This window comes from Streptomyces sp. NPDC088730, from assembly GCF_044751215.1.
Classification (GTDB): Bacteria; Actinomycetota; Actinomycetes; order Streptomycetales; family Streptomycetaceae; genus Streptomyces.
The window spans coordinates 73,573-98,872 of sequence record NZ_JBIVLK010000008.1; the positions used below are offsets into that span (position 1 = coordinate 73,573).

The window sequence follows — 25,300 nt, forward strand, 5'->3', positions numbered from 1 at the left end:
CGTCCCGTCAATCCCACCCGGAGGAAACCCGTGCCCACGACCGACACCCCGCGCAGCCACCCCACCGCCCTGACCCACGAAGTCACCAACCAGACACCGCCGTTGACCGGCCATGACGTCGCGGACGACGCGGTACTGCTGGAGGGCGTTCGTCGCGAGGGCGCCGAGTGGCACACCGAGGAACTGCACCGGCTCGGCCGCCTCGTCGGCAGCGAGGAGGCGCAGCGCTGGGCCGACCAGGCCAATGACCACGAACCCGTCCTGCGCACCCACGACCGCTACGGACACCGCGTCGACGAGGTCGAGTTCCACCCCGCCTACCACCACCTGATGGACACCTCGGTGGGCGCGGGCCTGGCCGGAGCCGCCTGGGCCGACGAGCGTCCGGGCGCGCACGTGGCCCGCGCCGCGGGCTTCATGCTGATGACGACCCTGGAACCGGGACACCTGTGCCCGGTCTCCATGACATACGCGGTGGTCCCGGCGCTGCGCCGGTCACCCGACCTGGCCAAGACGTACGAGCCGCTGCTCACGAGCCGGGTCTACGAGCCCGGCCTGCGCACCCCGGCCGAGAAGCCCGGCCTGCTCGCCGGGATGGGCATGACGGAGAAGCAGGGCGGCACCGACGTACGGGCCAACACCACCGCGGCCACCGAAGCGGCCGACGGGACGTGGCGGCTGCGCGGACACAAGTGGTTCACCAGCGCACCGATGAACGACCTCTTCCTGGTGCTCGCCCAGTCGCCCGGCGGACTCTCCTGCTTCCTCGTGCCGCGCGTGCTGCCGGACGGCAGCCGCAACACCTTCCGCATCCAGCGGCTCAAGGACAAGCTCGGCAACCGCGCCAACGCCAGCGGCGAGCCCGAGTTCGACGACACGGTGGCCTGGCTCGTCGGCACCGAGGGCAAGGGCGTGCGCACCATCATCGACATGGTCACCATGACGCGCCTGGACTGCGTCCTGGGCTCCGCCGCCGGCACCCGCGCCGCCCTCGCCCAGGCCGCCCACCACGCCCGCCACCGCTCGGTGTTCGGTGCCGAGCTGATCGACCAGCCCCTGATGCGCAACGTGCTCGGTGACCTCTCCGTGGAGTCGGAGGCCGCGACGACGATGGCGCTGCGGCTGGCGGGCGCCGCCGACCGGGCGCAGCGGGGCGATACCGGGGAGCGCGCGTTCCTGCGGCTCGCCACGGCCGTCAGCAAGTACTGGGTCTGCAAGCGCCAGCCCGTCGCGGTGGCCGAGGCGCTGGAATGCCTCGGCGGCAACGGATACGTCGAGGAGTCGGGGATGCCGCGCCTCTACCGGGAGGCCCCGCTCAACGGCATCTGGGAGGGCTCCGGCAATGTGAACGCCCTCGACCTGCTGCGGGCGCTGGCGCGTGAGCCCGAGTCCTTCGAGGCCTTCCACGCCGAGATCGACGCCGCCTCCGGCGCCGACCGGCGACTGGACGCCGCCTGGCAGGACCTGCGCGGCGAACTCGTCCTCACCGAGGACGCCCCGCTGCGCGCCCGCCGTCTCATCGAACGCGCCGCGCTCGTGCTCCAGGGCTCCCTCCTCGTCCGGCACGCGCCGGCCCCGGTCGCCGACGCCTTCTGCGCGTCCCGGCTGGACGGGGACCGGGGCCTGGCGTTCGGCACCCTCGCGCCGGGTACGGACCTCGCCGGGCTGCTGGAGCGGCTCCCCGCCTGAGACCGGGGGAGACGGGGGAGCCAGAGGACGCAGCGGACACTGCGGACACCGGGGGACGCAGAGGACGCAGCGGACACGGGGGAGACGGAGGTGGGGACGGGCGCGCCCCCGTCTCAGGCGACCTCGTCCATCAGGCGGCGCGCATCGGCCGCATGACGGATCCCCGCCGGATACGGCAGCGCCCGTACCAGCTCCTCTGCCCTGTCCAGGGCCTCCCGCGCGGCCTCGTGCTGCGCGAGCCGGAACAGGGCCACGGCCAGGGCGATCCGGGCGTCCGCCTCGGCGATCCGCTCACCGGTCCCCGCCGCCCGCTCGACCTCCGCGTGCGCGATCAGCCGCGCCGGTCCTGCATGCCCCGCACGCAGTCGCCCCCAGGCGGCCAGCACCGGGGCCTCCTGCGCGAAGCCGTCCACCGCGCGCAGCGCCTCGACCGGAAGTCCGGCGAGCAGGGCGAGTTCGGCACGGGCCGTGCGTACCTCGCGGCCGGCCTGCCGGTCCACCATGCCCACGGCGGACCGCTCGGCCCGGTCCAGCAGGGCCGCCGCTTCCGAAGGCTCCCCGGTGCGAATCCGCACCAGGGCCAGCGTCGCCAGGGTGTACGGCAGACACCACGCGTCGTCCGGCTCCGCACTCGCCACCGCGGCCTCCGCGAGCGTCCGCGCGGCGGTGAACTCTTCGAGCAGCAGGAACAGTTCGGCGAGGTTGGCCCGCTCGAACGCGGCCGCGATCGGATCTCCCGACTGCTCCGCGAGGTCGAGGGCGCGCTCTCCCATGGCCACCGCCTCGCGGAGCCGGCCGCCCCGCCGGCGGTTCTCCCGCAAGGTGGACAGGACCGAGCCGAGCAGGGTCGGATCGCCGTACTCCTCGGCCGGAGCGAGCGCCCGGCCGGCCGCCGTACGCGCCTCGTCCAGCCGCCCGTTGAGGCCCAGATTGCTGGCTTGCAGGGCGTACGAGCGGGCCACGAGCCCCTGCCCCTGCTTTCCGGACACCCGCAGCGCGACCGCGAGCGCCTGCTGGGCGGCCAGGTGGCCCTCCTCGTACCGCCCCTGGATCTTGCAGATCATGGACAGCGCGAGGTAGTGCCCGGCGGCCGGCTCCGCCGCGGTGTCCCCGGTCACCTGATGCTCGGCCAGCACCTGTCTGCCGGAGTCCGGGCGGCCCGCCCGCGCCAGGGCGTCGGCCAGCCGGGCGGCGGTGAGTACCACGTCCTCGTGGTCGCCGCGGCGGGCGAACTCGTCCAGCGCGAGCCGCAGCGCCCCGGCCGCCTCCCCGAAGCTGCCCATCCGGCACAGCACCTGGCTGTGCGCGAGGCGGGCACGGGCCGCGTCCACGTCGAGCCGCGCCACCAGATCCCGGTAGTAGCGGTCCGCCGTGTCGTTGGCGAAGAGCGCCGCGGCCCGTGCGGCGGCCCTGCGCAGGTACTCGGCGGCGCGCGGATCGTCGGCGTGCGCGAAGTGCGAGGCGAGGGTGTCGACGGCGTCGGGGCGGCGTCGCAGCACCGCCTGGGCGAACGCGCCGTGCAGCTGCCTGCGGCGGACGGCGGAGAGCTCCTCGTAGCAGGTGAGACGGACCAGGGGGTGCCGGAAGATCAGCCCGGCCTCGTGCCGGCCCGCCAGCACGATCTCGCGCTCCTCGACGAGGGAGGCGCCGATGGCGTGCTCCAGCGCGTCGGTCGCGGCGCCGCCGGAGACCGGAGGGTGCAGTCCGTGCGCGGCTACGTCGAGCAGTTCGGACAGGGCGGTCTCGGGGCCGGCGACGGAGAGCGCCTCGACGATGCGCCGCGTGTCGTGGTCGAGCCGGCCGAGCCGTTCCCCGACCAGCTGCCGGATGCCGTCCGGCGCCGGCACACCGGGTACGTCCTCTGCCAGCCCGTGGGCCAGCTCGACGGCGAACAGCGGGTTGCCGAGGGAGAGTTCCCACACCCGGTTCAGCCGTTCGTCCGCCGCGACGCCACCGGCCGGGCCGTCGGGTCCCGGCGCCGGCTGCCGTGCGGCGGGCGGCGGCACCGTGTCCCGTACCACCGCGAGACAGGCCTCCTGGCTCAGCCGCGGCACCTCCTCGCGCGTGGCCAGCCCCTGGCGCAGCAGTGACGTCAGCCCGGTCCCGCGTGGGTCGCCGTCGGGTATCTCCTCCTCGCGGCACGTCACCAGGAACCGGGGGCCGCCCGTCTGCGCCGCCCGCCGCGCCAAGTGGCTGAGCAGCTGGAACGAGCCCTCGTCCGCCGTGTGCAGGTCGTCCAGGACGATCAGTACCGGCTGCACGGAGGACAGTTCGCCGAGCAGCCCGGCGGTGGCGCGGAACAGCCGGTCCCGTTCCTCCTCGGGGCTCCGCTCCTCGTCCGCACGCACCCGGCCCAGCGCCGGGAGGAACGCGGCCAGCTCCGGGTACTCCGCGCCGACCCCGGCCCGCTGGTCCGGTTCGCGTTCGGCCAGCCACCCGTCGAGCGCCTCCGCGAACGCCCCGTACGGCGTGTGCCCCTCCGCGTCGTGCCCGCCGCCCCACAGCACGGCGGTGCCGGACGCGGCGGCCCGTCGCGCCACCTCGCCCACCAGCCGGGTCTTGCCCACCCCGGCCTCGCCGGTCAGCAGGCTGACGACAGCGGGGCCGTCCGCCGCGAGCAGCCGTTCGAGTACGGCCCCGCGTCCGCGCAGCGGGGTCGCCACCGGGACCCGCAGGACGGCCGGCAGGGACGGCGCGGACGGCACGAGCGGAAGGTCCGCCGCCAGCGCGACCCGGTGCAGGCGCTCGGTCTCCGTACCCGGCCGCACCCCCAGCTCCGCGTCCAGCGCGGCCCGGCACACGTGGTACTGCCGCACCGCGCGACGCCGCAGCCCCTGCCGGGTGTACACGTCGATGAGGATGCGGTGCGCCAGCTCCTCCGCGGGACTCGATTCGAGCACCCGCTCGGCGGTGGCCGCCGCCTCCCGCAGCGCGCCCGCCTCCAGACGCGCGGAGGCGAGGCCGAGCAGCACCCGCTCCTTGAGCTCCGCGAGCTGCGAACGGCGCCCCTGCGCCCAGTCGGCGTAACGGTCCTCGGGCAGCAGCTCGCCGGAGAACCACTCCAGGGCCCGCGCCAGCTCCGCCACGCCGCCGCTCGCCAGCGCGTCCCGCGCGTCCCGTTCGGCCTGGTCCGCGTCGATCCACACCGTCGCCGGGTTCAGGAACAGCAGCGCACCCTCCGAGACCAGGTAGGCGGACGTGGCGCGCGAGGCGAGTTCGGGCTCCAGGATCCGGCGCGCGGAATGGAGCGCGACGCGCAGGCTGCCCTGCGCCGCGTGCGGCTCTGCGCCGGGCCAGCAGACGTCGATGACCTGCTCGCGGTGCAGACGGTGTTCCGGCACCACGGCGAGCAGCTTCACCAGGGCCTGCGCGGTCATTCTCGGCCAGCGCTCCGCAGGTGCCGGGCCGGATTCGCGGGTGACCCGAAAACCGCCGAAAAGGTGCAGGTCCAGGCGTGGCGCCAGGGGATCGGTGCCGGTGGTACGTCGCGCGTTCATGAGGGCGCCACTGTAACCGAGCACACTGAGGACCCCCGGCCGCCGCCGGGGGTCCTCAGTGGTCGGCCCTCACCGGGTCGTCACGGCGCCGCGCCGCTCGGACCGGCGGGGCGTCAGGACAGGGTGTACACCGCCAGTTGGCGGGCGGCGTCGTTCAGGGACAGCACGCCGCCGCCCAGTTCCTCCGCCATCCGGTTGACGCCGTGGTCGTCGAAGTTCAGCGAGACCATGTCGTCGACTCCGTCGCCGTCCAGGTCGGCGGCGAGGTAGTTGCGGCCGCCCAGGACGGTCGCGCTGCCGAGGCCGGACTGGAAGGACCAGCCCGACGTGAGCACCGACGGATCCCAGACGCCCACGCCGCCCTCCAGACCGCCGGCCACCAGTTCGCGGCCACCCGGCCCGGTGATGAACTGGGCGGTTCGCAGCGGCGCCACCACCGAACTGCTGGTGTCCTGGCCGTCGGCGCCGTAGCCGCGGAACGTACCGAAGCTCAGGTCGTAGAGCGGGCCGCCCTCGCCGTCGATGAAGAAGTTCCCGTGCGACCACGGGCCGCCGTTCACGGTGCGGTGCAGCAGTTCCCCCGTGCGCCCGTCGCGGATCTCGACCACAACGTGCGGGAATGCGCTGGAGATGTCGCCGGCCGTGGCCGGGTCGGTCAGCGCCAGCCAGGTGTAGACGACCGCGTGCCCGTCCGCGTACGGGATCTTCGGCGATGCGAAGACCGCGTGGTCCAGGAGTGCGCCGTGCAGTCTGCCGTCGGCCGCCTCGGCGGGGGCCGTGGGATCGGCGGTCCAGCGCACGGTGCCCTTCGCACCGTCGAGCGCGACACCGTTCTCGGCGGCGTCGGGCAGGTCCAGCGCGCCCTTGGAGGAGTACTGCGTGTACACCTGGCCGTCACCGGTCACGGTGTCGGAGAAGACCACGTCGCCGTCGGAGGCGGGAGCCGAATACGTCCACAGCGCCTTGCCGTTGCCCTTGTAGGCGCGCAGCGCGTCGGTCGGCACCAGGATCTCGGACTTGCCCTTGCCGTCGATGTCGGCGACCGTGACGGAGCGCACGTACTGCCCGCCGCCGTCGATGGTCGCCAGTACCTTGCCGGTGGTGCCGTCGAGGACCACCACCGCTGTCTCGGCGGCGACGATCACCTCTGGCTTCTTGTCTCCGGTCACGTCACCGGTCTGGACGCTGTGCACGGCGCCGGGCACGGTGGTCTTCCACAGCTCCTCGGGCGCGCCCTCGACCAGCGACGGGCCCGACCACGCCCACACACCGTTCGAGGTGCCGCCGGCGACCACGTCCGGCTTCTTGTCGCCGTTCAGGTCTGCGGCCTGCGCGTAGCTGAGGTCGCCCTGGAGCGGAGTCAGGCTCTGCTGCCTGCCGTTGCCCAGCTTGTACTCGTGGATGTTCTGCTGCGCGTCGATGGTCCGCACGTAGTCGCTGCCACCGGAGCGGTACGCCTGCTGGAACATGGGCGAGGCGTTCAGACCGGCCTGCCGCCAGGCGATCTTCCCCTTGGCGTTGAAGGCCGTCAGCGAGCCGTACCGCAGGCTGCTGGTGTTCTGCGCCAGCGCGCTGTCCGTGTCGTCCTGGGCCGCGGCGATCAGCTTGCCGCCGACGACGTCCAGGTGCCAGGTGGCCGGAGCGTTGCGGTCGTTGCCGGGCGCGCGCTTGGTCGTGTGCGTCCACTGGACCGTGGCGCCGTCCGAGCCGCTCAGGACACGGACGGTACTGGAGTTCAGGAACAGGGACGAGTCGAGGGTCGACTCGCTGACCGCGTACTCGGACCCGCCGCCGGGCGTCACGTCACCGATCGTCATGGCCGTCGGGAAGGCGTTGACCCGGGTGTCCAGCGTGATGCGCCTGCCGCTGCCCAAGTCGTAGGAGGCGATCTGGTACTTGACCGCGTCCGAGGGGTCCGCCTGCTCCAGGGCCACGATCCGGCCACGGGCCGCGTCCAGGTGCAGCTGGCGCCCGTACAGCTCGCTGTCCGTCTGCCAGACGACGGAACCGTCGGCGGTGTCCAGGACCAGGGTGCGCCCGCGCGCGGCGGTCGTCGCCGTCCTGCTGAGGTTCCAGGAGGCGGCGATCTTCCCGTCGCCCGCGTCCTCCAGCGCGCCCCAGGCGCCCGTCCCCGCCTCCCCGGTGTCGTAGGTCCAGGTCGAGGAGGGCGTCAGGGCCCCGTCGGCGTACGAGAAGCGGGTGCCGTACAGGGCGCCCGTCGTGTCGGCCGCGGATCTGTTGTTGAGCTGCGGCGAGTCGGCGGCCAGCAGCGTCCCGTCGACGATCTTGACCATTCTGGCGTAGGCGTACACCTTCGACCAGAGCGTCTTCCCGGACTTGCCGTCCAGGACGGTCACCATCGTGCCGGACGTCAGCTTGGACCCGGGGATGGTGACGCCGGTCGGCGGGTTCATCCCCACGCTCGCGGAGAAGACCAGGTCGGGAACGCCGTCACCGGTCAGGTCGCCCGTGTCGTACCCCTGTTCGGAGTTGGGCGAGAACGGGCTGACCGCGTTGTAGCCCATCATGACCCGTGCCGGGTAGAACTCGGTGTCCCAGGGCCGCAGGGGCGTGATCCCCCAGTCCGCGTACAGCGAGTCGCTGCTCCGGGACCAGGTGGTGGAGCCGTCGGCCTTGTGGAGCTGGATGGTGGCGAGGCCGTGCACGGTGAAGTAGCCGTGGGAGCCCGCCTGCACGGTGGCGCCCAGTCCGTTGACGCCGTACAGCGCGGACTTCTTGGTGAAGGTGACGGGCGTGCCCGCCGCGGCGGTGCCGGATGCCTTGGGCTTCGCTGCGCTCCCGCCGGACGGGTCCTGGAGCGATGTGCCGCGATCGGCGGGGGTGGCGGCGCCGTCCGACGCGCCGTCCTCGGCTGTGCCGTCGCCGTACACATCGACTTGGGCGTTCGCGGCCAGCTGCTTCGCCTGCTCGGCGGTGAGCCGCATCGCCGTGGGGGAGCTGTCGGCGGCCAGCGCGTGCGGGGCCGCGGTCAGCGCGAGACCGGCCGCGACGAGGGTGGAGGCGAGCCGCATGGCCCGCCGCGGAGTGTGGGTTCTCATTACTTGCCTTCCGGCGCGATACGAACGGCGGAACCGGCGGTCAGCACCGGCTGGTTGTACGAGTACTGGAGTGCGTCGACGCCGGCCTGGTCCTCGATGCCGACCGTCGCGCCGGCGCCTCGGTCGTCGACCGTCTTGTACTGCAGCGTGACCGCACCGGTGGCCTCGTCGAAGACGGCCTCGAAGGTGGCGCGGCCGTCCGAGCCGTCCGCGTACGCGGCCTTGTTCCACACGACGGCGAACGTACGGTGGCCGACATCGCCCTTGGTGGCCGTCTGCACGCTGGACTTCTTGTCCAGGACCAGGTCGTCCCAGAGGGCGGCGACGGTGCCGTTGGGCTCGGTGACGGACGGCAGCGCGACGTTGTCGAAGTCGCCGAGGCGCGGCTCCATGAAGTTGATCAGACCGTTGGTGGTGACCGAGGCGCTGGTGTAGGAGACGCCGTACAGCTCCACGGGGAACGGCAGCGGGATCGTCGTGGCGTCCTCGTCACCGCTGAGCGTCACCTTGTCGCTGCCCTTGACCCAGGAGTACGTGGCCGGGGAGCAGGTGTGGCCGTAGGAGTCGGTGCGCAGGGGGAGCCTGACCTGCTCCGACATGTCACCGGCCACCACGAGGGACTCGGTGTACACACCGTTGCAGAGCACCGGGGCGGCGGGCGTCACGGTCAGGGTGTAGCTGCCCTCGGCCACCCCGGACAGGGTGAACGTGCCGTCGGTGCCGGTGGTGACCGGCTTCACCGGAGTACCGGAGACCTCGACGGTGGCCTTGCCCAGCGGGCGGCCCTGGACATCCTTGACGGTGCCGGAGACCTGGTGCGAGGCGACGGCGTCGAGTGCGAAGTCCCGGGTGAGGTCGCCGCTCTTGGTGACCTCGACGCCGGAGACGGTGGACGTCGCGTAGCCGTACCCGCTCACCGTGAAGTCGTACGTGCCGGCCGACAGGGTCAGCCGGTAGCCGCCGCTCGCGGTGGTGTGCACGGTGCGCGAGGTGCCCGCGGCGTCGGTGGCCCGGATGGAGAGGCCGGACAGCGCGGCGCCGGAGGCCTTGTCGGTGACCTTGCCGGTCACGGTTCCGGCGCTGTGCGGAGCCTTCTCGACGGAGGAGTAGACGTCGAGCCTGCCCTCGCCCCAGACGTTGTTGGCGGCCGCGGTGCCGCCGCAGTGCGTGTCGTCGACGTCGGTGGCGCCCTCGTTGAGCAGGGTGCGGGTGGTGTCGATGTCACCGATGAGCGACGGAGCCGCCGACCACAGCAGGGCCACCGCGCCGGCGACGTGCGGAGTCGCCATCGACGTACCGGAGATCGTGTTGTACGAGTCGCCCGGCCAGGTGGAGCGGACGTCGACGCCCGGGGCCGAGATGTCCGGCTTCATCGAGCCGTCGACCAGCGACGGGCCGAAGCCGGAGAAATCCGCGATCTTCCCGGCCGAGTCGTACGCGCCGACGCCGTAGGCCGGGGCCTGCGCGCCGGGTGCCTCCGTGGTCGAGCAGGTGGTGCCGTCACCGGCGTTGCCGGCCGCGAACGCCTCGAAGATGCCCGCCGCGTTCCAGGCCTCGACGGTGTCCTGGTAGAACGTCGTGTTGCCGCCGCCCCAGGAGTTGTTGACGATGTTCGGCGCGAGGTCGGGACGCGGGTTCTCACCGTTGTGGTCGGTTGGCGCGAGAATCCACTGGCCGGCCGCGAGCAGCGCCCCGTCCGAGCAGCTCCTCGACTCGCAGCCCTTCGCGGCGATCCAGGTCGCGCCGGGGGCGACGCCGATGCCGCCCTTGCCCGCCATCGTGCCCATGGTGTGGGTGCCGTGGCCGTTGTTGTCGCAGGGGGCGCCGGTCGGGCACTGGCCGCTGGCGTCGAACCAGTTGTAGTCGTGCGTGAAGGAGCCGTCGCCGTTGTTGCCGCGGTAGTTGCCCACCAGATCCGGGTGGTCGAACTGGACGCCCGAGTCGACATTGGCGATGACGATGCCCTCACCCCGGTCCCGGTACTCGTCCCAGACCCGGTCGGCCTTGATGTCCTTGACGCCCCACTCGGGCGTGCCGTCCTCGTCGGTGGCCGCGGCCTTCGAGGAGGCGTCGCCCCTCGCCTCGGCCGCCGCCTTGGAGGGCTTGCTCTCGATGTCGTCGAGCTTGTAGTGCTGCTCCTTGACGATCCGCGCGACGTCGGAGCGCTTCGAGAGTTCCGCGACGAGGTCCGCGTCACCGGTGACCTTGACGGTGTTGGCGATCCAGTAGTCCTGGTGGCCGACCTTCCTCTTGTCGAGGAAGGAGTTGAGCGAGCGCTGGCTGGTCCGCGCCTCCGTCCTGAGCTCGTTGAACGCCGACCTCGCCTTCGCGGCGTGGGCGCGCTTGCTCCTGGCCGGCGACAGGTTGGCCCTGTCCTTGAGGACGACGAAGAACGAGGCGTCGCCGCCGCCGTCCACGGCGGCGAGCAGGGCGGCGTCGACCTGGGCGGTCGGCCCGGAAGCGGCGGCCGCGGACGGTGGGCCGATCAGCAGGCCCGTGAGGGTGAGCGCTGCGGCCGCCCATGCGGCGGTTCTGCGCCGGGGCGATCGGGACAGGTGCATCGGGATGCTCCTCCAGGAACGGTACGGGGGAGTCCGGACGCTAGAAGGGCACCGTTACTCGGGCATTACAAGGCCCGGCAGGGACGTTGGCCCAGGGTCTTCGCCTGGTTCAGGAGCTGTCGCGCGCACCGTCACCCGCGTGACGCCGGGCCCCCGTACGCAGGTGCGGGCCGACCGGTGCTCGGGCCCCGGCTCCGCGGGACGTCCTTGACGAACACGATCCCGTCGATCCGCTCCAGGTGGGCCGGGTCGAGCGGTGAGTAGCCGTAGTACGGGGACACCCTGGGGGCGGGCCGCCGGTCACCGAGGCGGGCGGCCAGTCCCGCCGCGTCGACCAGGCAGCGGTCCTCCCGCAGCGCGTACAGCAGCCCCTCGACGCTGGCCGGCGGCGGGGCGTCCACGCCCTGGTGCCGGATCGTGCCGAGGGCCGTGGCCAGGAAGGCGTACCCCTCGCCCAGGCGGGCGCTCACGAGTGCGCCGGCGCTCCACCACTCCAGCGGCCGGCCGGCCATCCGTGTCGTGCTCCTGTCCCGCTGGAGGTGCCCGTTGTGGGCGTTCACCAGTACCGGACCCCGCTCGGCGAGGGCGAGCAGGTTGGCGGCCATCATCGAGTCCCGCAGGCCCATCAGCCAGGAGAAGCGGCTCGGTGACGCGTCGGCCATCCAGAAGTGGTACCGGAGCAGCCCGACGGCGGTGCGCCCGTACAGGCGCGCCCGGTGCCAGCCCTCCCGCGAGTCCGACGCGATGAGCTGAGGTGTCCGGGCATCGAGCAGTGCCACGAGATCGTCGGTGAGCAGCCGCAGCCGGGCGGCCTCTGCCGACTGCCCGAACGACCGTGCCGGATCCGTCATCGCGGCGGGGTCGGTCCACCGGTCGTCGGGGCCGAGCAGCCGGTCGAGGGTCTGCGCGGTGCAGGGGAGCAGCTCCGCTTCCACGTGGGACGAGAGGTGGCCGTGGAGCGCGGTGAGGGCCTGCCGGGGGCTCGCGGCGCCGGTGATCTCCAGCGGCCCGTCGAAACCGGCGAAGCGGACCTGTTCGGACGCCGGCCGGCTCTCGTTGTGCTCCCGCATCCAGCGCACGAGTTCGCGGTTGCCCGCGAAGGCGCCCCATGCGTGGCTGAATCCGCGCTCCATGACCTCGTCGAGCGTGCCCGCGCCCGAGGTGACGTAGTCGTCCACGAGCAGGCCCATCAGGCAGTCGCTCTCGATCGAGATCGTGCGGTAGCCCTCCTGCTCGACCAGCTGACGGAACAGCTCGTTGCGGGTGTCGAGCACCGTGCCCGCGCCGTGGGTGGGCTCGCCCAGAGCGAGCAGCCGTGGCCGGCCCGGAAGCAGATTCATGACGGCACAGGCCTCTACGGCATGCGTGATGTCCTTGATGTCGGTAGCCATGTGCTAAACGCTATCGTTGAACCTACGGTGGAAACCTTTGCTCACAACCGGCAGCGCAACTGCGGAGATTGGAGTGGGCAGTGAGCCGAAACCTTCAAAGCCGTGAGCGGCTCAGGCCGGTTGATCTGGCGCGCGGGCACGGTCTGTCCACCCAGGCGGTGCGGAACTACGAGGAGGCCGGCATCCTTCCGCCGGCCGGCCGCACCCCCAACGGCTATCGCGCCTACACACCGCTGCACGCGGTCGCCCTGCGCGCCTTTCTCGCCCTGGTGCCCGGCCACGGCCACCGGACGGCGACGCTGATCATGCGGGCGGTCAACGAGGGCGCGGCCGATGACGCGTTCCACCTCATCGATGAGAGCCACGTCCAGCTCCTCGACGACCGCCGGACCCTCCAGGCCGTGGAGGGCGCGCTCCGCGATCTGGAGCCGGCTCCGGGGTCCGAGCCCGGTGCCGGCTCCGGTGGCCCGTCCGGTCCGGTCACCGGCGCCGGCGGCGGCACGTTCATCGGGCCGCTCGCCGGGAAGCTCGGGATCCGGCCCGCGACGCTGCGGAAATGGGAGGGTGCCGGACTGCTGAGCCCGGACCGTGACCCGCTGACCGGCTACCGCGTCTACGACGCGGCCGACGTGCGGGACGCCCGGCTGATCCACCAACTGAGGCGGGGCGGATACCTGCTGGAGCAGATCGCCCCGCTGATCGCCCAGGTGCGGGCGGCCGGCGGACCGGAGCCGCTGGAGGCAGCGCTGGGCGACTGGCGTGCCCGGCTGTCCGCCCGCGGCCGGGCGATGCTGACCGGGGCCGCGGAGCTGGACGGATACCTTCGCGCGCGCGGCTGAGCCCTGCGGGCCGACGGCCGAAGAGAGCGGCGGGCGAAGGGAGTCGCCTTCCGGGCTCCCGGAGCGGCCTTCCGTGCTCCCGGAGTCAGGGGAGCACGGCTTTGTCGCCTCCCTCGCTGTGGCTGGGCCGCGGGACGGCACCGTTGCCGGCCGGCGGCGGGTAGAACCGGCGGGCCCAGCGCCGGAACGGGCCGATCGGGCCGTCACCTGAGGCCAGCCGGGGCGGCTGCTGGTACTGCTTGTGGTGCCAGATCGGGAAGTCGGCCGCGGTGAACTCGCAACTGGACCGGAAGATGACGCGGTCGAGCAGCCGGGCGGCGGTACGGCTCACCGCCCGCGCGAGCGGGGCCGGCAGCCGGCCCGGCTCGGCGAAGGCGACGCGGTTCAACTGCCGGAACTGCATCCGGTTGGGCGCGATCGCCGTCGGCATCACCATCGTGCACATCCGCAGCCCGAAGCGCGCCGTGTACACGTCGGCGTGCAGGCAGCCGAGCCCGTATCCGTCCACCTCGACATCGACGGTGAAGCTGCCCACGAGCGGAGCCGTCTCGTGGGCCCGCATGGATACGTGGAACGAGGCGTCGTCGTACGCCACCGGCCCGCCGATCTCGGCCTTGGACCAGCCGTGCAGGGTGGCGAAGTGCCCGAGGTCCACCGAGTTCTCGATGACCTCCTGGACGTTTCCGGCCAGCTCCCAGGCTGCCGTGCGGGCGGGCCGGTGGCCGATCTCGTGCCAGCGGGGGACCGTCCAGTCCGGGGCGCGGCCGTCGTGGTGGCGCCAGACGAAGACAGCCCCGTTGACCTCGTCCACGGGCAGTTGCGTCAGCGGGGAACGCGGCGGCGGCGTGCCGTACCCCGTGCGCACGCACGCGCCGTCGGGGCCGAACGCGAAGAAGTGGAAGGGACACGTGAGCTCGTCCCCCTCGACCTTCGCCAGCCCGAGATGGGCACCGAGGTGCGGACAGTACGGGTGGACGGCCCGCAGCGCCCCGCTGCCCAGCCGGTACAGCACGACGTCCTGACCGGCCAGCGGGCGGGTCAGGACGGTGCCAGGACGCAGCTCGTGCGAGAAGGCCAGTGCGGACCAGCCGCTCGGGTAGGGCAGGGCCGGTGCGCCGGCGGCGTCCGCCGGGGTCGGACCCTCGCTGATGGTGCGCCCGTACTCGGGTGACACTTCCAAGACTTCCCCTTCGACGACTTCCCTTTCACGGTCATTCGCCGGGAGACTGCCCAGACCTCCGCGCGATTCCCTCAACACGGCGCACGCCACCCGAACGGGATGCGGAGGGACACGAGTTGACGAGGGGGGGGGACGTTCCCGGTCTCGGACCCTGCACACTCGCCCGGCCCGCCCGTCGCCCCGCTCCCGGCCCGGCGCCCATCGGTTCCCACCGCCGCCGGACCGGCAGTTCCGTCGCGTGGCCGGTGAGGCCGGGTTCTCGGTGAGCGTGATCCCCGCTCGTGTGGGACGAATGGAGTGCCCCACGCGGAAGCGGTCCGTGTGCCGGCGGAGCCGGGGCGGCCGAGGACATCGGTTGAGGAGGGCCGCCAGTGCATTGGTGCCGGTCACCCGGGTACCTGCAGCGTGGGGGATGTCTACTGGAGGAAGTGAGCACACCGTGAACGGCTTTCACTCGAACGGCCGCGGGAACAGCACGGACCCGATTCCGCGTGACCCGCCCGATCAGCAGGCCGGGGCCGACGAAGACCCCCTGGACGTGGTCGGTGGCACGAAACGGCTGACGGCCGAGCGGCCGGATCCGGAGATACCCGACCCGGACGAGGCGGGCACCGGCCGACGCGGCGCTCCGGCCGCCGGCCGGCACCCTCATCGCGACCACCCCGTGCCCGACGAACCGTCCGGCTGATCCCGGTTCCGGTACGGGTGGTGGGTACCGCTCCGCTCAGACCTCTCCGAGGTCGGAGGAGAGCCAGTGCTGCGGCCGCATGTGGATGACCACCTGCTCGCCGTGCTCCTTCCAGGCGAAGTCGACGTAACCCTCGACCTTCTCCGCGGGGAGGTAGCGCGACGACATCTCCACCAGTTGTTCGCGGGTGGCCGGGACGGTCGAGACGACGGGGCCTTCGACCGATACGTACCGGACGGTCGGTGAGACGCGGTCGACCATCAGGCAGAACCGGTCCGCCGCCGCGATGGCCTTCCCCTTGCGGGAGTCGCGCCCCGTCATGATCCAGACATCGCCGCCCGGCCGGTACTGGTACCAGATCGGAACCGTCAGCGGCGACCGGTCCTGCTCGGTCGCGTTCACGGCCAGCGCCGCGACGTGGGGCTCCGCCAGAAACTGCTCGCGCTCTTCACGGGTCAAAGCCACGGGGACTCCTTCGTGGTGGGTGTCGTGAGCTTCCGGTGCTGAATTATGCAACGTTGGTGCCGTTCCGTCCTGGCGCGCCGGCCCGGCGTCAGGGCGTCAGGACGATGCGCTGGCCGGGGGCGGTCCAGGTGTTCCACGCCTCCTCGACCTGGCTGAGCGGGATGAGCAGAGGGTCCACGGCGAGTTCTCCGGAGACGATCCGCTCGGCCAGGGACGGCAGCTCGGCGACGATCCCGGCGGTGGTCACCGAGCCCTGTCCGCTGCCCATGACGTTCAGGTTCGCCGCGCGCAGCAGGGACGAGGGAAGGTTGATGTTCTGGCCGGCCATGGACCCGATCTGGATCCAGGTCAGTGCCTTCGCGCGGTCCGCTCGGGCCGTCAGCAGTGCGGGCATGGCCTGCTGGGTGACGTGGCCCCACAGGTAGTCGATGACGACGTCGACGTCCGCGGCCGCCTGCCCGAGCCGCTCCGCCACGGTCTCGTCGTCGCCGGTCAGGCTCACCGTCTCGTCGGCTCCGATGCCCTCCAGCAGCTGGAGCCGTTCCGGGGAGCGGCCCGCGCCGATCACCCGGCCGGCCCCGAGGTGCCGGGCGATCTGGACGGCCAGCCGGCCGGCGTTGCCGGTGGCACCCAGGACCAGGACGGAGCTGCCGGGCCGCAGCGAGACGCGGGAGCGCAGCGCCACCCACGAGGACATGCCGGGGTTCATCGCCGCGGCCACGTCGGCCGGGTCGGTTCCGGACGGCAGCACGACGGCCCGGCGGCGGTCGGCCACCGCCTTCTCCGCCATGGTGCCCGGGGCCGTGTCGGAGGCGACGAAGTAGAGCAGTTCGCCCTCCTGGGTCCGGCCGACCGCGTCGAACCCGGGGATCAGGGGCAGAGTGCCGTCGGAGGTGTAGTGGCTGCCGTTCGCGGCCGAGCGGACCCGGGGGTGCAGGCCGGCGGCCAGGACGTCGACCAGCACCTCGTGGTCCCCGGAGGCGCTGGGGGCCGGGAAGCTCTCGAAGCGGGGCGGCGAGCCGAAGGACCGTACTACTGCGGCGTGCATGGGGTTCTCCCGTTCCGCTGTGGCTGCCGCGACCATCTGCTTTGCGGCACGTACTGAATTCGAAAGTAGTTTGTGCCGCGGCCGGCCGCGCGGAGAAGCGCGGCCTGGTCGGGCGCGCCCCTCCCCGTACGGCGGCCGCGCCGTCCTCGTCACCCTGGCCCCCGACGGCAGGCGGCCCGCCGGGCAGTGCGCGGACGAGACCGGCCACCGGGTGAACACGCTCACCGACGAGCTGCCCGCCGAAGGGCATGCCCGGCCCACCGGGCCCGCCGCACAGCTCCTGGCTCGGGCGGGCGGGTCCGGCACTCCGGAGCGGACCAGCTGAGAAGGGCTGCGAAACCACGGGGCGGCCGTGCGGGCGGAGGTACCCTCTCCGCATGGACGATCAGCGCCTCGCCAACCTCGCGCACCTGCGCCGGGCGCGGGATCTCGTCGACCGGGAGTACGCGCGACCGCTCGACGTGGCGGCCATGGCGAGCCGCGCGCTGATGTCACCGGGGCACTTCTCCCGGGCGTTCCGGGAGGCCTACGGCGAGACGCCGTACAGCTACCTGATGACCCGGCGGGTCGAGCGGGCGATGGCGCTGCTGCGCGCGGGCATGAGCGTGACCGACGCGTGCATGACGGTCGGCTGTACCTCCCTCGGCTCGTTCAGCTCACGGTTCACCGAACTGGTGGGCATGACGCCGAGCGCGTACCGGGCCGGGGACCACAGCGCCGTGCTGGCGCTGCCCGCCTGTCTGGCGAAGGCGCACACCCGGCCGGTCAGGGACCAGCCGGCCAGGATCGGTGGGGCATCGGCCTGACACGCGGTCGCGGCCCCCCGCGGCACACTCGTCACGGCACCGGTGCACGTGCATGTCATGTTCCGGACGCACCGGGTTCACCTCGGACGATCATGATGCGAGCGTCCGAAGCATCTCGACCCGAACCGGTGGACCCATGCAGAAACGAACCGTCGCCGTCGCCCTGACGCTCACCGCCTCCGCCCTGCTGTCCACGGTGCTGCCGGCCGGGGCGACCTCCCCCGGCACCTACGCCACCAAGACTCCTTACGCGCCGCAGCAGGACCTGCGGGCGTACCAGCAGGCCCCCAAGGGCTTCGTCCCGGTGTTCACCGAGAACGTCTCCCGCCACGGATCCCGTGCGGCGTCCGACAGCGAGGACGGCGACCTGATCCTGGCGCTGTGGGCGGAGGCTGCGGCCGCGGGGCAGCTCACCCACGCCGGCCGGCGCTTCGGCGACGACGTGAAGTCGCTCCTCGCGGCGATGGACAAGGTCGGGTACGGACAGCTCAGCGGCCGCGGCGAGCGCGAGCTCGCGGACACCGCCGGCCGGCTGCGGAAGCGGCTTCCCACGCTCTTCGAGGGGATCGCCAGGAACTCCGAACGGATCGACGTCGTCAACTCCGGCAAGGACCGGGCCGTCGACAGCGGCAATCTGTTCGCGGCGGCCCTGGCCGACGGCGACCCCGGCCTCGGGCCGCTCATCAATCCGGCCAGGACCGACGCCGACCTGCTCTACTTCCACAAGTCGGCCGGCGGCGAGGAGTACCGGGACTACGTCGAGAACGACAAGCGGCTCGCCGCCACGCTCGAAGGAATCACCGACCAGCCGGCCACCCGCACGGCCGCCCGCAACGTCCTGAAGAAGATCTTCGAGCCGGCCTTCGTGAAGCGGATCTCGGCCGGGGAGTTCTCCGGCATCGGCACCGAGACGGAAGCCGCGCAGGCGGTCTACGCCCTCTACAGCATCGCTCCGACCATGTCCGACGAGGGCAGTTGGAACATGGGGCGCTACATCGCACCGCGTGAGGCACGCTGGTTCGCCTATCTCAGTGATGCCGAGGACTTCTACGAGAAGGGTCCGGGCTTCTCCGACAGCGACATCACCTACAGGATGGCGAACGTCCTGCTCGACGACTTCTTCGAGAAGATCGACGCCAAGCGGGCCGGGACCGGGAACCTGGGCGCCGAGCTGCGGTTCACGCACGCGGAGGAGATCATCCCGCTGGCCGCGCTCATGGGCCTGCCCGGCAGTACGGAACCGGCATCGCCCGCCGAGCCGTACACGTACGCCGACAACGCCTGGCGCGGCGCGTCGGTGGCTCCCATGGCCGCCAACATCCAGTGGGATCTGTACCGGAAGACGGGCAAGGGGAGCCGGGGGAGCAAGTACCTGGTGCGGATGCTCTACAACGAGAAGCAGACCGCGTTCAAGCAGGGCTGCCGCCCGGTGTCGAAGGGCAGTTACTTCTACGACGCCGACGAGCTGAAGCGCTGCTTCGGCCGCGCCCGGTCCTGACGGCGCCTACTCGCCGGCCGGGAGCCCGCCGGAAGCGGCGGCGGCCCCGGCCGCCGCCGCGAGCATGGCGATCAGCCCCCGCACCTGCTCCCGGGGGTCGGCGGCGCCGGACCAGCCCGTCATCAGCAGGTGATGGGTGGTTCCGACCGCGGCGAGCGCGACCGCGGCCGTGTCGGCGCCTGCCGCGACACGGCCCAGTTGCTGTTCGGCGTCCAGGTACCGGGTGATCGACTCCTGGACCGCGGAGAAGCCCGGCGCCCCCGACTCCAGTGCCTGGCGCAGCCGCAGGGAGGCGGCGGGGCGTGTCATGGCCAGACCGGCGATCGTCGGACCGGCGGAGTCCAGCAGCGCGAGCGCGACACCGCGGAGGTTCCCGGCCACGGTGCCGGCGCCCGCCCGTCCGGCGAGTTCCTCGGCCGCCCGTGCGGTGTGCGCGAACCTGTCCAGCACCAGGTCCGCGACGAACTCGTCCAGCCCGGCGAAGTGGGCGTGCAGTACCCCCTTGGCGCAGCCCGCCTCCGCGGTGATCGCCCTGCTGGTCAGCGCGCCCGGCCCCTCGCGGGCCAGTACGCGCTCCGCCGCGGCGAACAACCGCTCCCGAACGTCCGGCATCGCTACTCCACGCGGTGACATGAGGCTCCTTCCGATTCCTGATTCCCGGTCGCTGAGTTCCGGCCCCCGGTCGCTGATTGCCTGTTCCCGGTTTCCGAGTCGGTGTCGCGGCCCGCGGCCAAGGACGGGTTGCCAGTATGGGCGCGCGCCCATACCGTGATGGGCACTCGCCCATCTTAGTTCAGGCGTTCCCGCACCCAGCAGGAGGCACCCGATGTCCGACATCGCCAACATCGCCAACAGCGAGCAGGCGCAGGCATGGAACGGCTACGAAGGCACCTACTGGGCCCGGAATCAAGACCGCTGGGACGCGGTGAACGGGGGCTTCGACGAACCGCTGCTCACCGCCGCCGCGATAGGCGACCGGGACCGGGTGCTCGATGTCGGCTGCGGAGCAGGGAAGACGGCACGGCTCGCCGCGGAGCGAGCCCCCGTACGGGAGGGTGCTCGGGGTCGATCTGTCGCTCCCCATGCTGGAGCGTGCCCGGCTGACGGCGGCCCGGGAGGGCGTCGGCAACGCGACGTTCGACCACGCGGACGCCCAGGTCCACCCCTTCGGGCCCGCCGCCTTCGACGTGGCGGTCAGCCGGTTCGGGGTGATGTTCTTCGGCGACCCCGTCGAGGCCTTCACCAACATCGGCCGGGCCCTGCGCCCCGGCGGCCGCCTCGCGTTCATCTGTGCCGCCGAGGCCGGGGGCAATGAGTGGATCACGGCCATGGCCGCGCTGCGCGACCACCTCCCCTTCGGGGGGTTCGGGACGTCGGGCGGTCCGGGCATGTTCTCCCTGGCCGATCCGGACCGCATCCGCGCCGTGCTGGCCGCCGCCGGGTTCGTGGACATCGGCGTCGCGGGGGTGGAGGCGTACGGGGACTGGGGGCGCGACGCCGAGGACGCGGCGGACTTCCTGCTGGACAGCGGTCCCGGACGCCATCTGACCGGTCAGGTGGACCGGGGGACCCGCGACCGCGCCCGCGAGTCGCTGGTGAACCGGCTGCGCGGCCACGAGGAGCGCGGCGCCGTCCGGCTGCGCGGCACCGGCTGGCTGGTCACCGCGGACCGCCCGGCGTGATGGAGCCTCATGCGATCGGGCCCGGCCGGTGCGTGAGACGTGCCTGGCTTGCGGCCGGGCAGCGGGAGCGGCAGGGTTCGGGGGTGTGGCCACCTTGCTGATCGTCCATCACACGCCCTCACCGAACTGCCAGGCGCTGTTCGAAGCCGCCGTCTCCGGTGCGACGACGGAGGGGATCGAAGGCGTCCGGGTCGTGCGGCGCGCGGCGCTCGCCGCCACGGCGTCCGACGTGCTCGACGCGGACGGGCTGCTGCTCGGTACCCCGGCCAACCTCGGCTACATGTCAGGCGCCCTCAAGCACTTCTTCGACCAGGTCTACTACCCCTGTCTGGACGCGACGGCCGGCCGCCCCTTCGGGTACTACGTGCACGGCGGCAACGACGTCACCGGGGCCGTCCGCGCCATCGAATCGATCACCACGGGCCTGGGATGGCGCCGGGCGGCGGACGCCGTGACGGTGACGGGAGAGCCGGGCAAGGTCGATACGGAGGCGTGCTGGGAGCTGGGAGCGACGCTCGCGAGCGGTCTCATGGACTGACTGCGGGGCCGCCCGACTGCGGCGACGTCACCCGCTCGCCGGTCCAGTGGCTGCCGCTCACGTCGATAGCGGTGGCGACCGGCGGCGCGGCCGGGAGCGGGCAGAGCGGCGGCGGACGACGTCAAGACCGGTCCGCTGCTGCCGGAGAGCACGACAACCCGGTACGAGAGGTTCGACCGGCCCTGCATCGAGAACAAGATCAAGGAGCTGGCACCGGGCGCCCGGATCGACTCCTGCGACGCCGCGGAGAGCGCCACCACCCAGCAGCGGGTGAACACCGCCCTCGCCAAGGGCGACAAGGTCCTCATCCTGGACGCCGTGGACGAGAGGTCGATCCAGTCGTCCGTACAGAAGGCGCGGGCCGCGGGCGTGAAGGCCGTGGCGTACGGCAGCCTCGCCGCCGAGATGACGGTCGCGCTCGCCCAGGGCGAGGACGTCCCCAAGTCCCTGACGCCCACCACCGTCACCGGCGGCAGCGGCGAGGAGGTTCCGGCCGGGCTGCTGACACCGGTTACCGGGCCGCCTGGCGCTCCAGGGACTGTCCCCGCCGTCTACAGGGTCACGACCGTGGTCTCGGTCGCCTTGACGCTGGTCCACACCGCGACCCCGTCGGCGAGGCCGAGTTCGGCCGCGGCCTGGGGGGTGATCTCCGCGACGAGATCCGGCGCCTGCGGCGACGTGATGAGTACGCGCAGCCGGCTGCCGCTGGTGGTGATCTCCCGGACGGTGCCCGGCCAGATGTTGCGCGGGCTGCCGCCGGGCTCGGTGCGGTGCACGGAGACCGCTTCGGGGGCGATGACCGCGAGTGCCGCGGTGCCGGCCGGCAGCGGGTCGGCGATGACCAGGAGGCCGCCGTCGTGGAGCCGGAGTCCCTCGGCGGTCGCGGTGCCGGGCCACGCGTTCCGGCCGAGCATGCGGGCCACCCAGGGGGAGTGGGGGTGCCGGGTGACGTCGCCGGGCGGGGCGTCCTGGAGGACGTGGCCGTCCTCCAGGACGAGGACCCGGTCCGCGAGGGAGACGGCCTCCACCGGGTCGTGGGTGACGATCAGACAGACGCCGCCGAAGCCGTTGAGGTGGGTGCGCAGAGTGTGCCGGACATGCGCCCGGGTGGTCTGGTCGAGCGCGGCCAGCGGCTCGTCGAGCAGCAGCAGCCGGGGCCGGGTGGCGAGCGCCCTGGCCAGCGCGATGCGCTGGGCCTGGCCGCCGGAGACCTGGGACGGCTTGCGGGCGCTCAGGTGCCCCACCCCGAGCCGGTCGAGCCATTCCTGGGCCCGGCGGCGGGCCTCGGCGCGCGCCATGCCCTGGGCACGCAGTCCGTAGGCGGTGTTCGCGAGTGCGCTGAGGTGGGGGAAGAGCGCACCGTCCTGGGGCACCCAGGCGACGCCGCGACGGTGCGTGGGCTGGGTGCTGACGTCCAGTTCCCCGAGCCGCAGCGCGGCGTGGGCGCGCGGGGTGAGTCCGAGCAGGGCGCGCAGCAGGGTCGTCTTGCCCGCCCCGTTGGGTCCGACGACGGCGATGGTGGTCCCGGCGCCGGCGTCGAGCGTGAGCTGGTTGAAGCCGGTTACCTCGGCGTGCAGCGGCCAGCTGTCCCGGGCGGCTTCGGCCTTGGCCTCGACGTGATCCGGCGGGGCGGGCCGGTCGTCCTGCGACGGGACGGAGGCCGGCTCGTCGGCCGGTCCGCGCGGGCCCGCGGCCGCCGCGCTCGGGGTTCCGGTCCACCGGCCGCGCAGCCCGATGAGGACGAGCATGGCGATCGCGAGCAGGAGCAGCGAGACCGAGGTGGCGGCCTCCGGGTTGTCCTGGAGGAGCAGGTAGACCTGGAGCGGCAGGGTCTGGGTGGTCCCGGGAAGGTTCCCGGCGAAGGTGATGGTGGCGCCGAACTCACCGAGTGCCCGCGCCCAGGTGAGGGCGGCTCCGGCGGCGAGGCCGGGGGCGACCATGGGCAGGGTCACGGTGAAGAACACCCGTACCGGCGAGGCCCCGAGGGAGGACGCCGTCTCCTCGTAGCGGGGACGCAGCCCGCCGAGCGCCCCTTCGAGGCTGATGACGAGGAACGGCATCGCGACGAAGGTCGCCGCCAGGACGGCGCCGGAGGTGTGGAAGGGCAGCGTGATGCCGAACGTGTCCTCCAGCCACGGCCCGAGCAGCCCGCGCCTACCGAAGGCGAGCAGCAGGGCCACCCCGCCCACCGTGGGCGGCAGCACCATCGGCAGGAGTACGAGCGAGCGGACGAAGGTCTTGCCGGGGAACTCGGTACGGGCCAGCAGCCAGGCCAGCGGCACACCGAGTACGAGCGAGAGCCCGAGCGCCCAGAAGGAGACGAGCAGCGACAGCCTCAGCGCCTCGGTCGTCGGGGGGCTGGTGAGGTGGTCGCCCAGGTCGCCCCAGGAGGTGCGGGCCAGGATCCCGATCAGCGGCAGCAACAGGAAGGCGATGGCCAGCAGTGCGGGGACCGCCAGCGCGATCGGTGCGCGGGGGCCGGTGGTGCGGCTGCGAAGGCGTCTCATCGAAGTCCCTGGAGCTGGAAGTCCCTGAAGCTGGAAATGCCGTGCGGGCGGCCGGGACCGGAGTCCGGCCGCCCGCACGGGGTGGTCACCCTACGGCTGCTGGAAGCCCGCGTCGGCGAGGATCTTCTGGGCCTCCGGGGTGGAGAGCCACTTCACGAACGCGTCCGCGGCTTCGCTGTTCTTCGTGGTCTTCAGCGTCGCGGCCGGGTACGAGGCGACGGCGTTCTGGGCATCGGGGATGTCGATGGCCTCGACCTTGTCGGTGGCCGTCGCGGCGTCCGTCTTGTAGACGAGACCGGCATCCGCCTCACCCAGCTCGACCTTGCTGAGGACCGCGCGGACGTTGGGCTCCTGCGAGACCGGCTTCACGGCGATCTTCTGGGCGTCCAGGATCTGCTTGCTGTAGCGGCCCACCGGCACCTCGGGGGCGGCGAGCACCACCTTGAGCTTGGTGTCGGAGAGGTCCTTGAGGTTGTCGATCTTCTCCGGATTGCCCTTCCCGGTGGCGATCACCAGGCGGTTCTTCGCGATGACGGCCGGCGTGCCGGTGTCGGACTTGAGGCCGTCCATCGTCTTGGTGTCCGCGGTGACCAGGGCGTCGGCGGGCGCGCCCTGCTTGACCTGGGCGGCGAGTTCCTGCGAACCGGCGAAGGAGAACTTCACCTTGGTGCCGGGGTGCTCCTTCTCGTACGCCGCGCCGGCCGTCTTGAAGACGTCGGTGAGGGACGAGGCGGCCAGCACCGTCAGATCCGCCTTCGGGACTCCGGTGGCGGAGGCGCTCGCGTCGGCGCCCGAGTCCTTCTTGTCGTTGTCGCTGCCGCAGGCTGCCAGCGGGACGAGGAGAGCCGCCGTGAGGATCGCGGCTGCGGTACGGCGTCTGGTGAAGGCGAGGGACATGAGGGTCGGGACTCCTTGGGAACGCGGTCGGCTGGTGCCGCCCGAGCGGATGGTGTGAGCCGCGCCGGGGACGGGCGACGCCGCTTGGTGGAGCTGTGGGGGTCTGTGGGGTCGTGGGCTCAGGTGCGGTCGGTGTGCACGCCGGGCGACGTACAGCGGGTGGTGGCCACCCGGGCTGCGACATCGTCCAAGGCGGGGGACTGCATGTGCCACACAATAGGTGTTTTCGGCTTGCATTTACAATGCGTAATGCGAAGCTCCATAGCAGATGCGGTGCCGTTCGGAGGAAACTCCGAAGCCGCCTCCGCGGGGATGTGCCCAGGTGAGGGGGCGGTCCGTGCCGCTGCTTTCTCTCTTTTGCCGATCGAAGTGCCGGAACGCCCTGGCGTCCGCGGCGGCCGTTCGTCCGGCGGCACCGGAGATGTTTGGGGTGAGGAATGCAGACCGGGAAATACCCGGCATTTCGCTCCGAATTCGAGGCACTTCACCATGAGTCTGAGTATCCGCAACCAGATCGCCGGCACGGTCACCGCCGTCACCACGGGCGAAGTGATGGCGACCGTCAGGGTCCGCCTGGCGGGCGGTCAGGAGACCACGGCCGCGATCACGCTCGAAGCGGTGAAGGAGCTCCGGCTCGGCGAAGGAAGCCCGGTCCGCACCCTGGTCAAGTCCACCGAGGTGTCGCTGGCGACCGGCGCCGTCGAGGGACTGAGCATCCGCAACCGGATTTCCGGAACCGTCACCGGTGTCGCCATGGGGGGCGCCATGGCGAGCGTCAAGGTCTCCGTCGAGGGCGGCGAACTGACCGCGGCGATCACCAGGGACGCCGTGACCGACCTGCGGCTGGCTCCGGGTACGTCCGTCACCGCGCTGATCAAGTCCACCGAGGTCTCCCTCGCGGCGGCCTGAGCCGCGGACCGGGCAGACCGCGCGGACTGTGCGGACCGGGCAGGTG

At 72.4% G+C, this 25,300-nt stretch carries 17 protein-coding genes and 1 pseudogene; 8 read left to right on the top strand and 10 right to left on the bottom strand.

All coding sequences use genetic code 11. From position 1 onward, the window contains the following. The first annotated feature begins 30 nt into the window (after positions 1 to 30). Positions 31 to 1,689 (top strand): acyl-CoA dehydrogenase family protein, encoded by a 1,659-nt coding sequence (locus tag ACIP89_RS23780; RefSeq protein WP_402116576.1) that lies wholly within the window; start codon positions 31 to 33, stop codon positions 1,687 to 1,689. 113 nt (positions 1,690 to 1,802) lie between these two features. Here ACIP89_RS23780 and ACIP89_RS23785 read toward each other — a convergent pair whose 3' ends face one another. The 4 genes from ACIP89_RS23785 to ACIP89_RS23800 form a co-directional block, all read right to left on the bottom strand. Further along, positions 1,803 to 5,186, bottom strand: coding sequence for an ATP-binding protein (locus ACIP89_RS23785; RefSeq protein ID WP_402116577.1), 3,384 nt, complete (start codon positions 5,184 to 5,186; stop codon positions 1,803 to 1,805). 113 nt (positions 5,187 to 5,299) lie between these two features. Beyond that, positions 5,300 to 8,245, bottom strand: a complete 2,946-nt coding sequence (locus ACIP89_RS23790; RefSeq protein WP_402116579.1) for an FG-GAP repeat domain-containing protein — start codon at positions 8,243 to 8,245, stop codon at positions 5,300 to 5,302. Beyond that, entirely contained in the window at positions 8,245 to 10,806 is a 2,562-nt protein-coding gene (locus ACIP89_RS23795; protein ID WP_402116580.1) for a S8 family serine peptidase, read from the bottom strand. The genes ACIP89_RS23790 and ACIP89_RS23795 overlap by 1 nt, the downstream gene beginning before the upstream one ends. Positions 10,807 to 10,937: 131 nt before the next feature. Further along, a complete protein-coding gene (locus tag ACIP89_RS23800) occupies positions 10,938 to 12,197 on the bottom strand; it encodes an erythromycin esterase family protein (protein WP_402116582.1) in 1,260 nt (419 codons plus the stop codon). 80 nt (positions 12,198 to 12,277) lie between these two features. On the opposite strand from ACIP89_RS23800, the gene ACIP89_RS23805 reads away from it, so the two are divergent. After that, complete coding sequence (locus ACIP89_RS23805) at positions 12,278 to 13,036, top strand: TioE family transcriptional regulator (protein ID WP_402116584.1); 759 nt, start codon at positions 12,278 to 12,280, stop codon at positions 13,034 to 13,036. A gap of 85 nt (positions 13,037 to 13,121) precedes the next feature. Here the strand turns inward: ACIP89_RS23805 and ACIP89_RS23810 are convergent, their stop codons facing one another. Beyond that, positions 13,122 to 14,216 carry a Rieske 2Fe-2S domain-containing protein gene (locus ACIP89_RS23810; RefSeq protein ID WP_401924583.1) on the bottom strand — a complete coding sequence of 365 codons (1,095 nt, stop codon included), beginning with the start codon at positions 14,214 to 14,216 and terminating at the stop codon, positions 13,122 to 13,124. 439 nt (positions 14,217 to 14,655) lie between these two features. On the opposite strand from ACIP89_RS23810, the gene ACIP89_RS23815 reads away from it, so the two are divergent. Then, on the top strand, positions 14,656 to 14,904 hold the full coding sequence (locus tag ACIP89_RS23815) for a hypothetical protein (RefSeq protein WP_401924581.1): 249 nt from the start codon (positions 14,656 to 14,658) through the stop codon (positions 14,902 to 14,904). A gap of 36 nt (positions 14,905 to 14,940) precedes the next feature. Here ACIP89_RS23815 and ACIP89_RS23820 read toward each other — a convergent pair whose 3' ends face one another. Beyond that, a complete protein-coding gene (locus ACIP89_RS23820; RefSeq protein WP_401924579.1) occupies positions 14,941 to 15,369 on the bottom strand; it encodes a pyridoxamine 5'-phosphate oxidase family protein in 429 nt (142 codons plus the stop codon). Positions 15,370 to 15,457: 88 nt separating this feature from the next. Continuing rightward, complete coding sequence (locus tag ACIP89_RS23825) at positions 15,458 to 16,417, bottom strand: zinc-binding alcohol dehydrogenase family protein (protein ID WP_402116585.1); 960 nt, start codon at positions 16,415 to 16,417, stop codon at positions 15,458 to 15,460. A gap of 377 nt (positions 16,418 to 16,794) precedes the next feature. On the opposite strand from ACIP89_RS23825, the gene ACIP89_RS23830 reads away from it, so the two are divergent. Continuing rightward, complete coding sequence (locus tag ACIP89_RS23830; RefSeq protein WP_401924570.1) at positions 16,795 to 17,223, top strand: helix-turn-helix transcriptional regulator; 429 nt, start codon at positions 16,795 to 16,797, stop codon at positions 17,221 to 17,223. A gap of 136 nt (positions 17,224 to 17,359) precedes the next feature. Beyond that, positions 17,360 to 18,721, top strand: a complete 1,362-nt coding sequence (locus tag ACIP89_RS23835; protein WP_401924568.1) for a histidine-type phosphatase — start codon at positions 17,360 to 17,362, stop codon at positions 18,719 to 18,721. Positions 18,722 to 18,727: 6 nt separating this feature from the next. Here the strand turns inward: ACIP89_RS23835 and ACIP89_RS23840 are convergent, their stop codons facing one another. After that, complete coding sequence (locus tag ACIP89_RS23840) at positions 18,728 to 19,354, bottom strand: TetR family transcriptional regulator (RefSeq protein ID WP_401924566.1); 627 nt, start codon at positions 19,352 to 19,354, stop codon at positions 18,728 to 18,730. A gap of 202 nt (positions 19,355 to 19,556) precedes the next feature. Between ACIP89_RS23840 and ACIP89_RS23845 the strand changes: the two are divergent. Both ACIP89_RS23845 and ACIP89_RS23850 read left to right on the top strand, forming a co-directional pair. After that, positions 19,557 to 20,403, top strand: a pseudogene (locus ACIP89_RS23845) (class I SAM-dependent methyltransferase). A gap of 85 nt (positions 20,404 to 20,488) precedes the next feature. Next, positions 20,489 to 20,941 (top strand): flavodoxin family protein, encoded by a 453-nt coding sequence (locus tag ACIP89_RS23850; RefSeq protein ID WP_402116587.1) that lies wholly within the window; start codon positions 20,489 to 20,491, stop codon positions 20,939 to 20,941. Positions 20,942 to 21,492: 551 nt separating this feature from the next. Here ACIP89_RS23850 and ACIP89_RS23855 read toward each other — a convergent pair. Beyond that, a complete protein-coding gene (locus ACIP89_RS23855; protein WP_402116589.1) occupies positions 21,493 to 23,448 on the bottom strand; it encodes an ABC transporter permease in 1,956 nt (651 codons plus the stop codon). 90 nt (positions 23,449 to 23,538) lie between these two features. Further along, the gene (gene modA, locus ACIP89_RS23860) at positions 23,539 to 24,345 is read right to left on the bottom strand and encodes a molybdate ABC transporter substrate-binding protein (RefSeq protein WP_401924555.1); all 807 of its coding nucleotides are present in this window, start codon (positions 24,343 to 24,345) and stop codon (positions 23,539 to 23,541) included. Positions 24,346 to 24,834: 489 nt separating this feature from the next. Between modA and ACIP89_RS23865 the strand changes: the two genes are divergently transcribed. Continuing rightward, on the top strand, positions 24,835 to 25,254 hold the full coding sequence (locus ACIP89_RS23865; RefSeq protein ID WP_402116591.1) for a molybdopterin-binding protein: 420 nt from the start codon (positions 24,835 to 24,837) through the stop codon (positions 25,252 to 25,254). Positions 25,255 to 25,300 lie beyond the last annotated feature (46 nt).

Bases quoted from the DNA above. Each gene is read 5' to 3' on its own strand.
- ACIP89_RS23785 (WP_402116577.1), bottom strand. From the start codon at position 5,186: ATGAACGCGCGACGTACCACCGGCACCGATCCCCTGGCGCCACGCCTG.
- ACIP89_RS23790 (WP_402116579.1), bottom strand. From the start codon at position 8,245: ATGAGAACCCACACTCCGCGGCGGGCCATGCGGCTCGCCTCCACCCTC.
- ACIP89_RS23795 (WP_402116580.1), bottom strand. From the start codon at position 10,806: ATGCACCTGTCCCGATCGCCCCGGCGCAGAACCGCCGCATGGGCGGCC.
- ACIP89_RS23800 (WP_402116582.1), bottom strand. From the start codon at position 12,197: ATGGCTACCGACATCAAGGACATCACGCATGCCGTAGAGGCCTGTGCC.
- ACIP89_RS23825 (WP_402116585.1), bottom strand. From the start codon at position 16,417: ATGCACGCCGCAGTAGTACGGTCCTTCGGCTCGCCGCCCCGCTTCGAG.
- ACIP89_RS23830 (WP_401924570.1), top strand. From the start codon at position 16,795: ATGGACGATCAGCGCCTCGCCAACCTCGCGCACCTGCGCCGGGCGCGG.
- ACIP89_RS23835 (WP_401924568.1), top strand. From the start codon at position 17,360: ATGCAGAAACGAACCGTCGCCGTCGCCCTGACGCTCACCGCCTCCGCC.
- ACIP89_RS23840 (WP_401924566.1), bottom strand. From the start codon at position 19,354: ATGTCACCGCGTGGAGTAGCGATGCCGGACGTTCGGGAGCGGTTGTTC.
- ACIP89_RS23855 (WP_402116589.1), bottom strand. From the start codon at position 23,448: ATGAGACGCCTTCGCAGCCGCACCACCGGCCCCCGCGCACCGATCGCG.
- modA (WP_401924555.1), bottom strand. From the start codon at position 24,345: ATGTCCCTCGCCTTCACCAGACGCCGTACCGCAGCCGCGATCCTCACG.
- ACIP89_RS23865 (WP_402116591.1), top strand. From the start codon at position 24,835: ATGAGTCTGAGTATCCGCAACCAGATCGCCGGCACGGTCACCGCCGTC.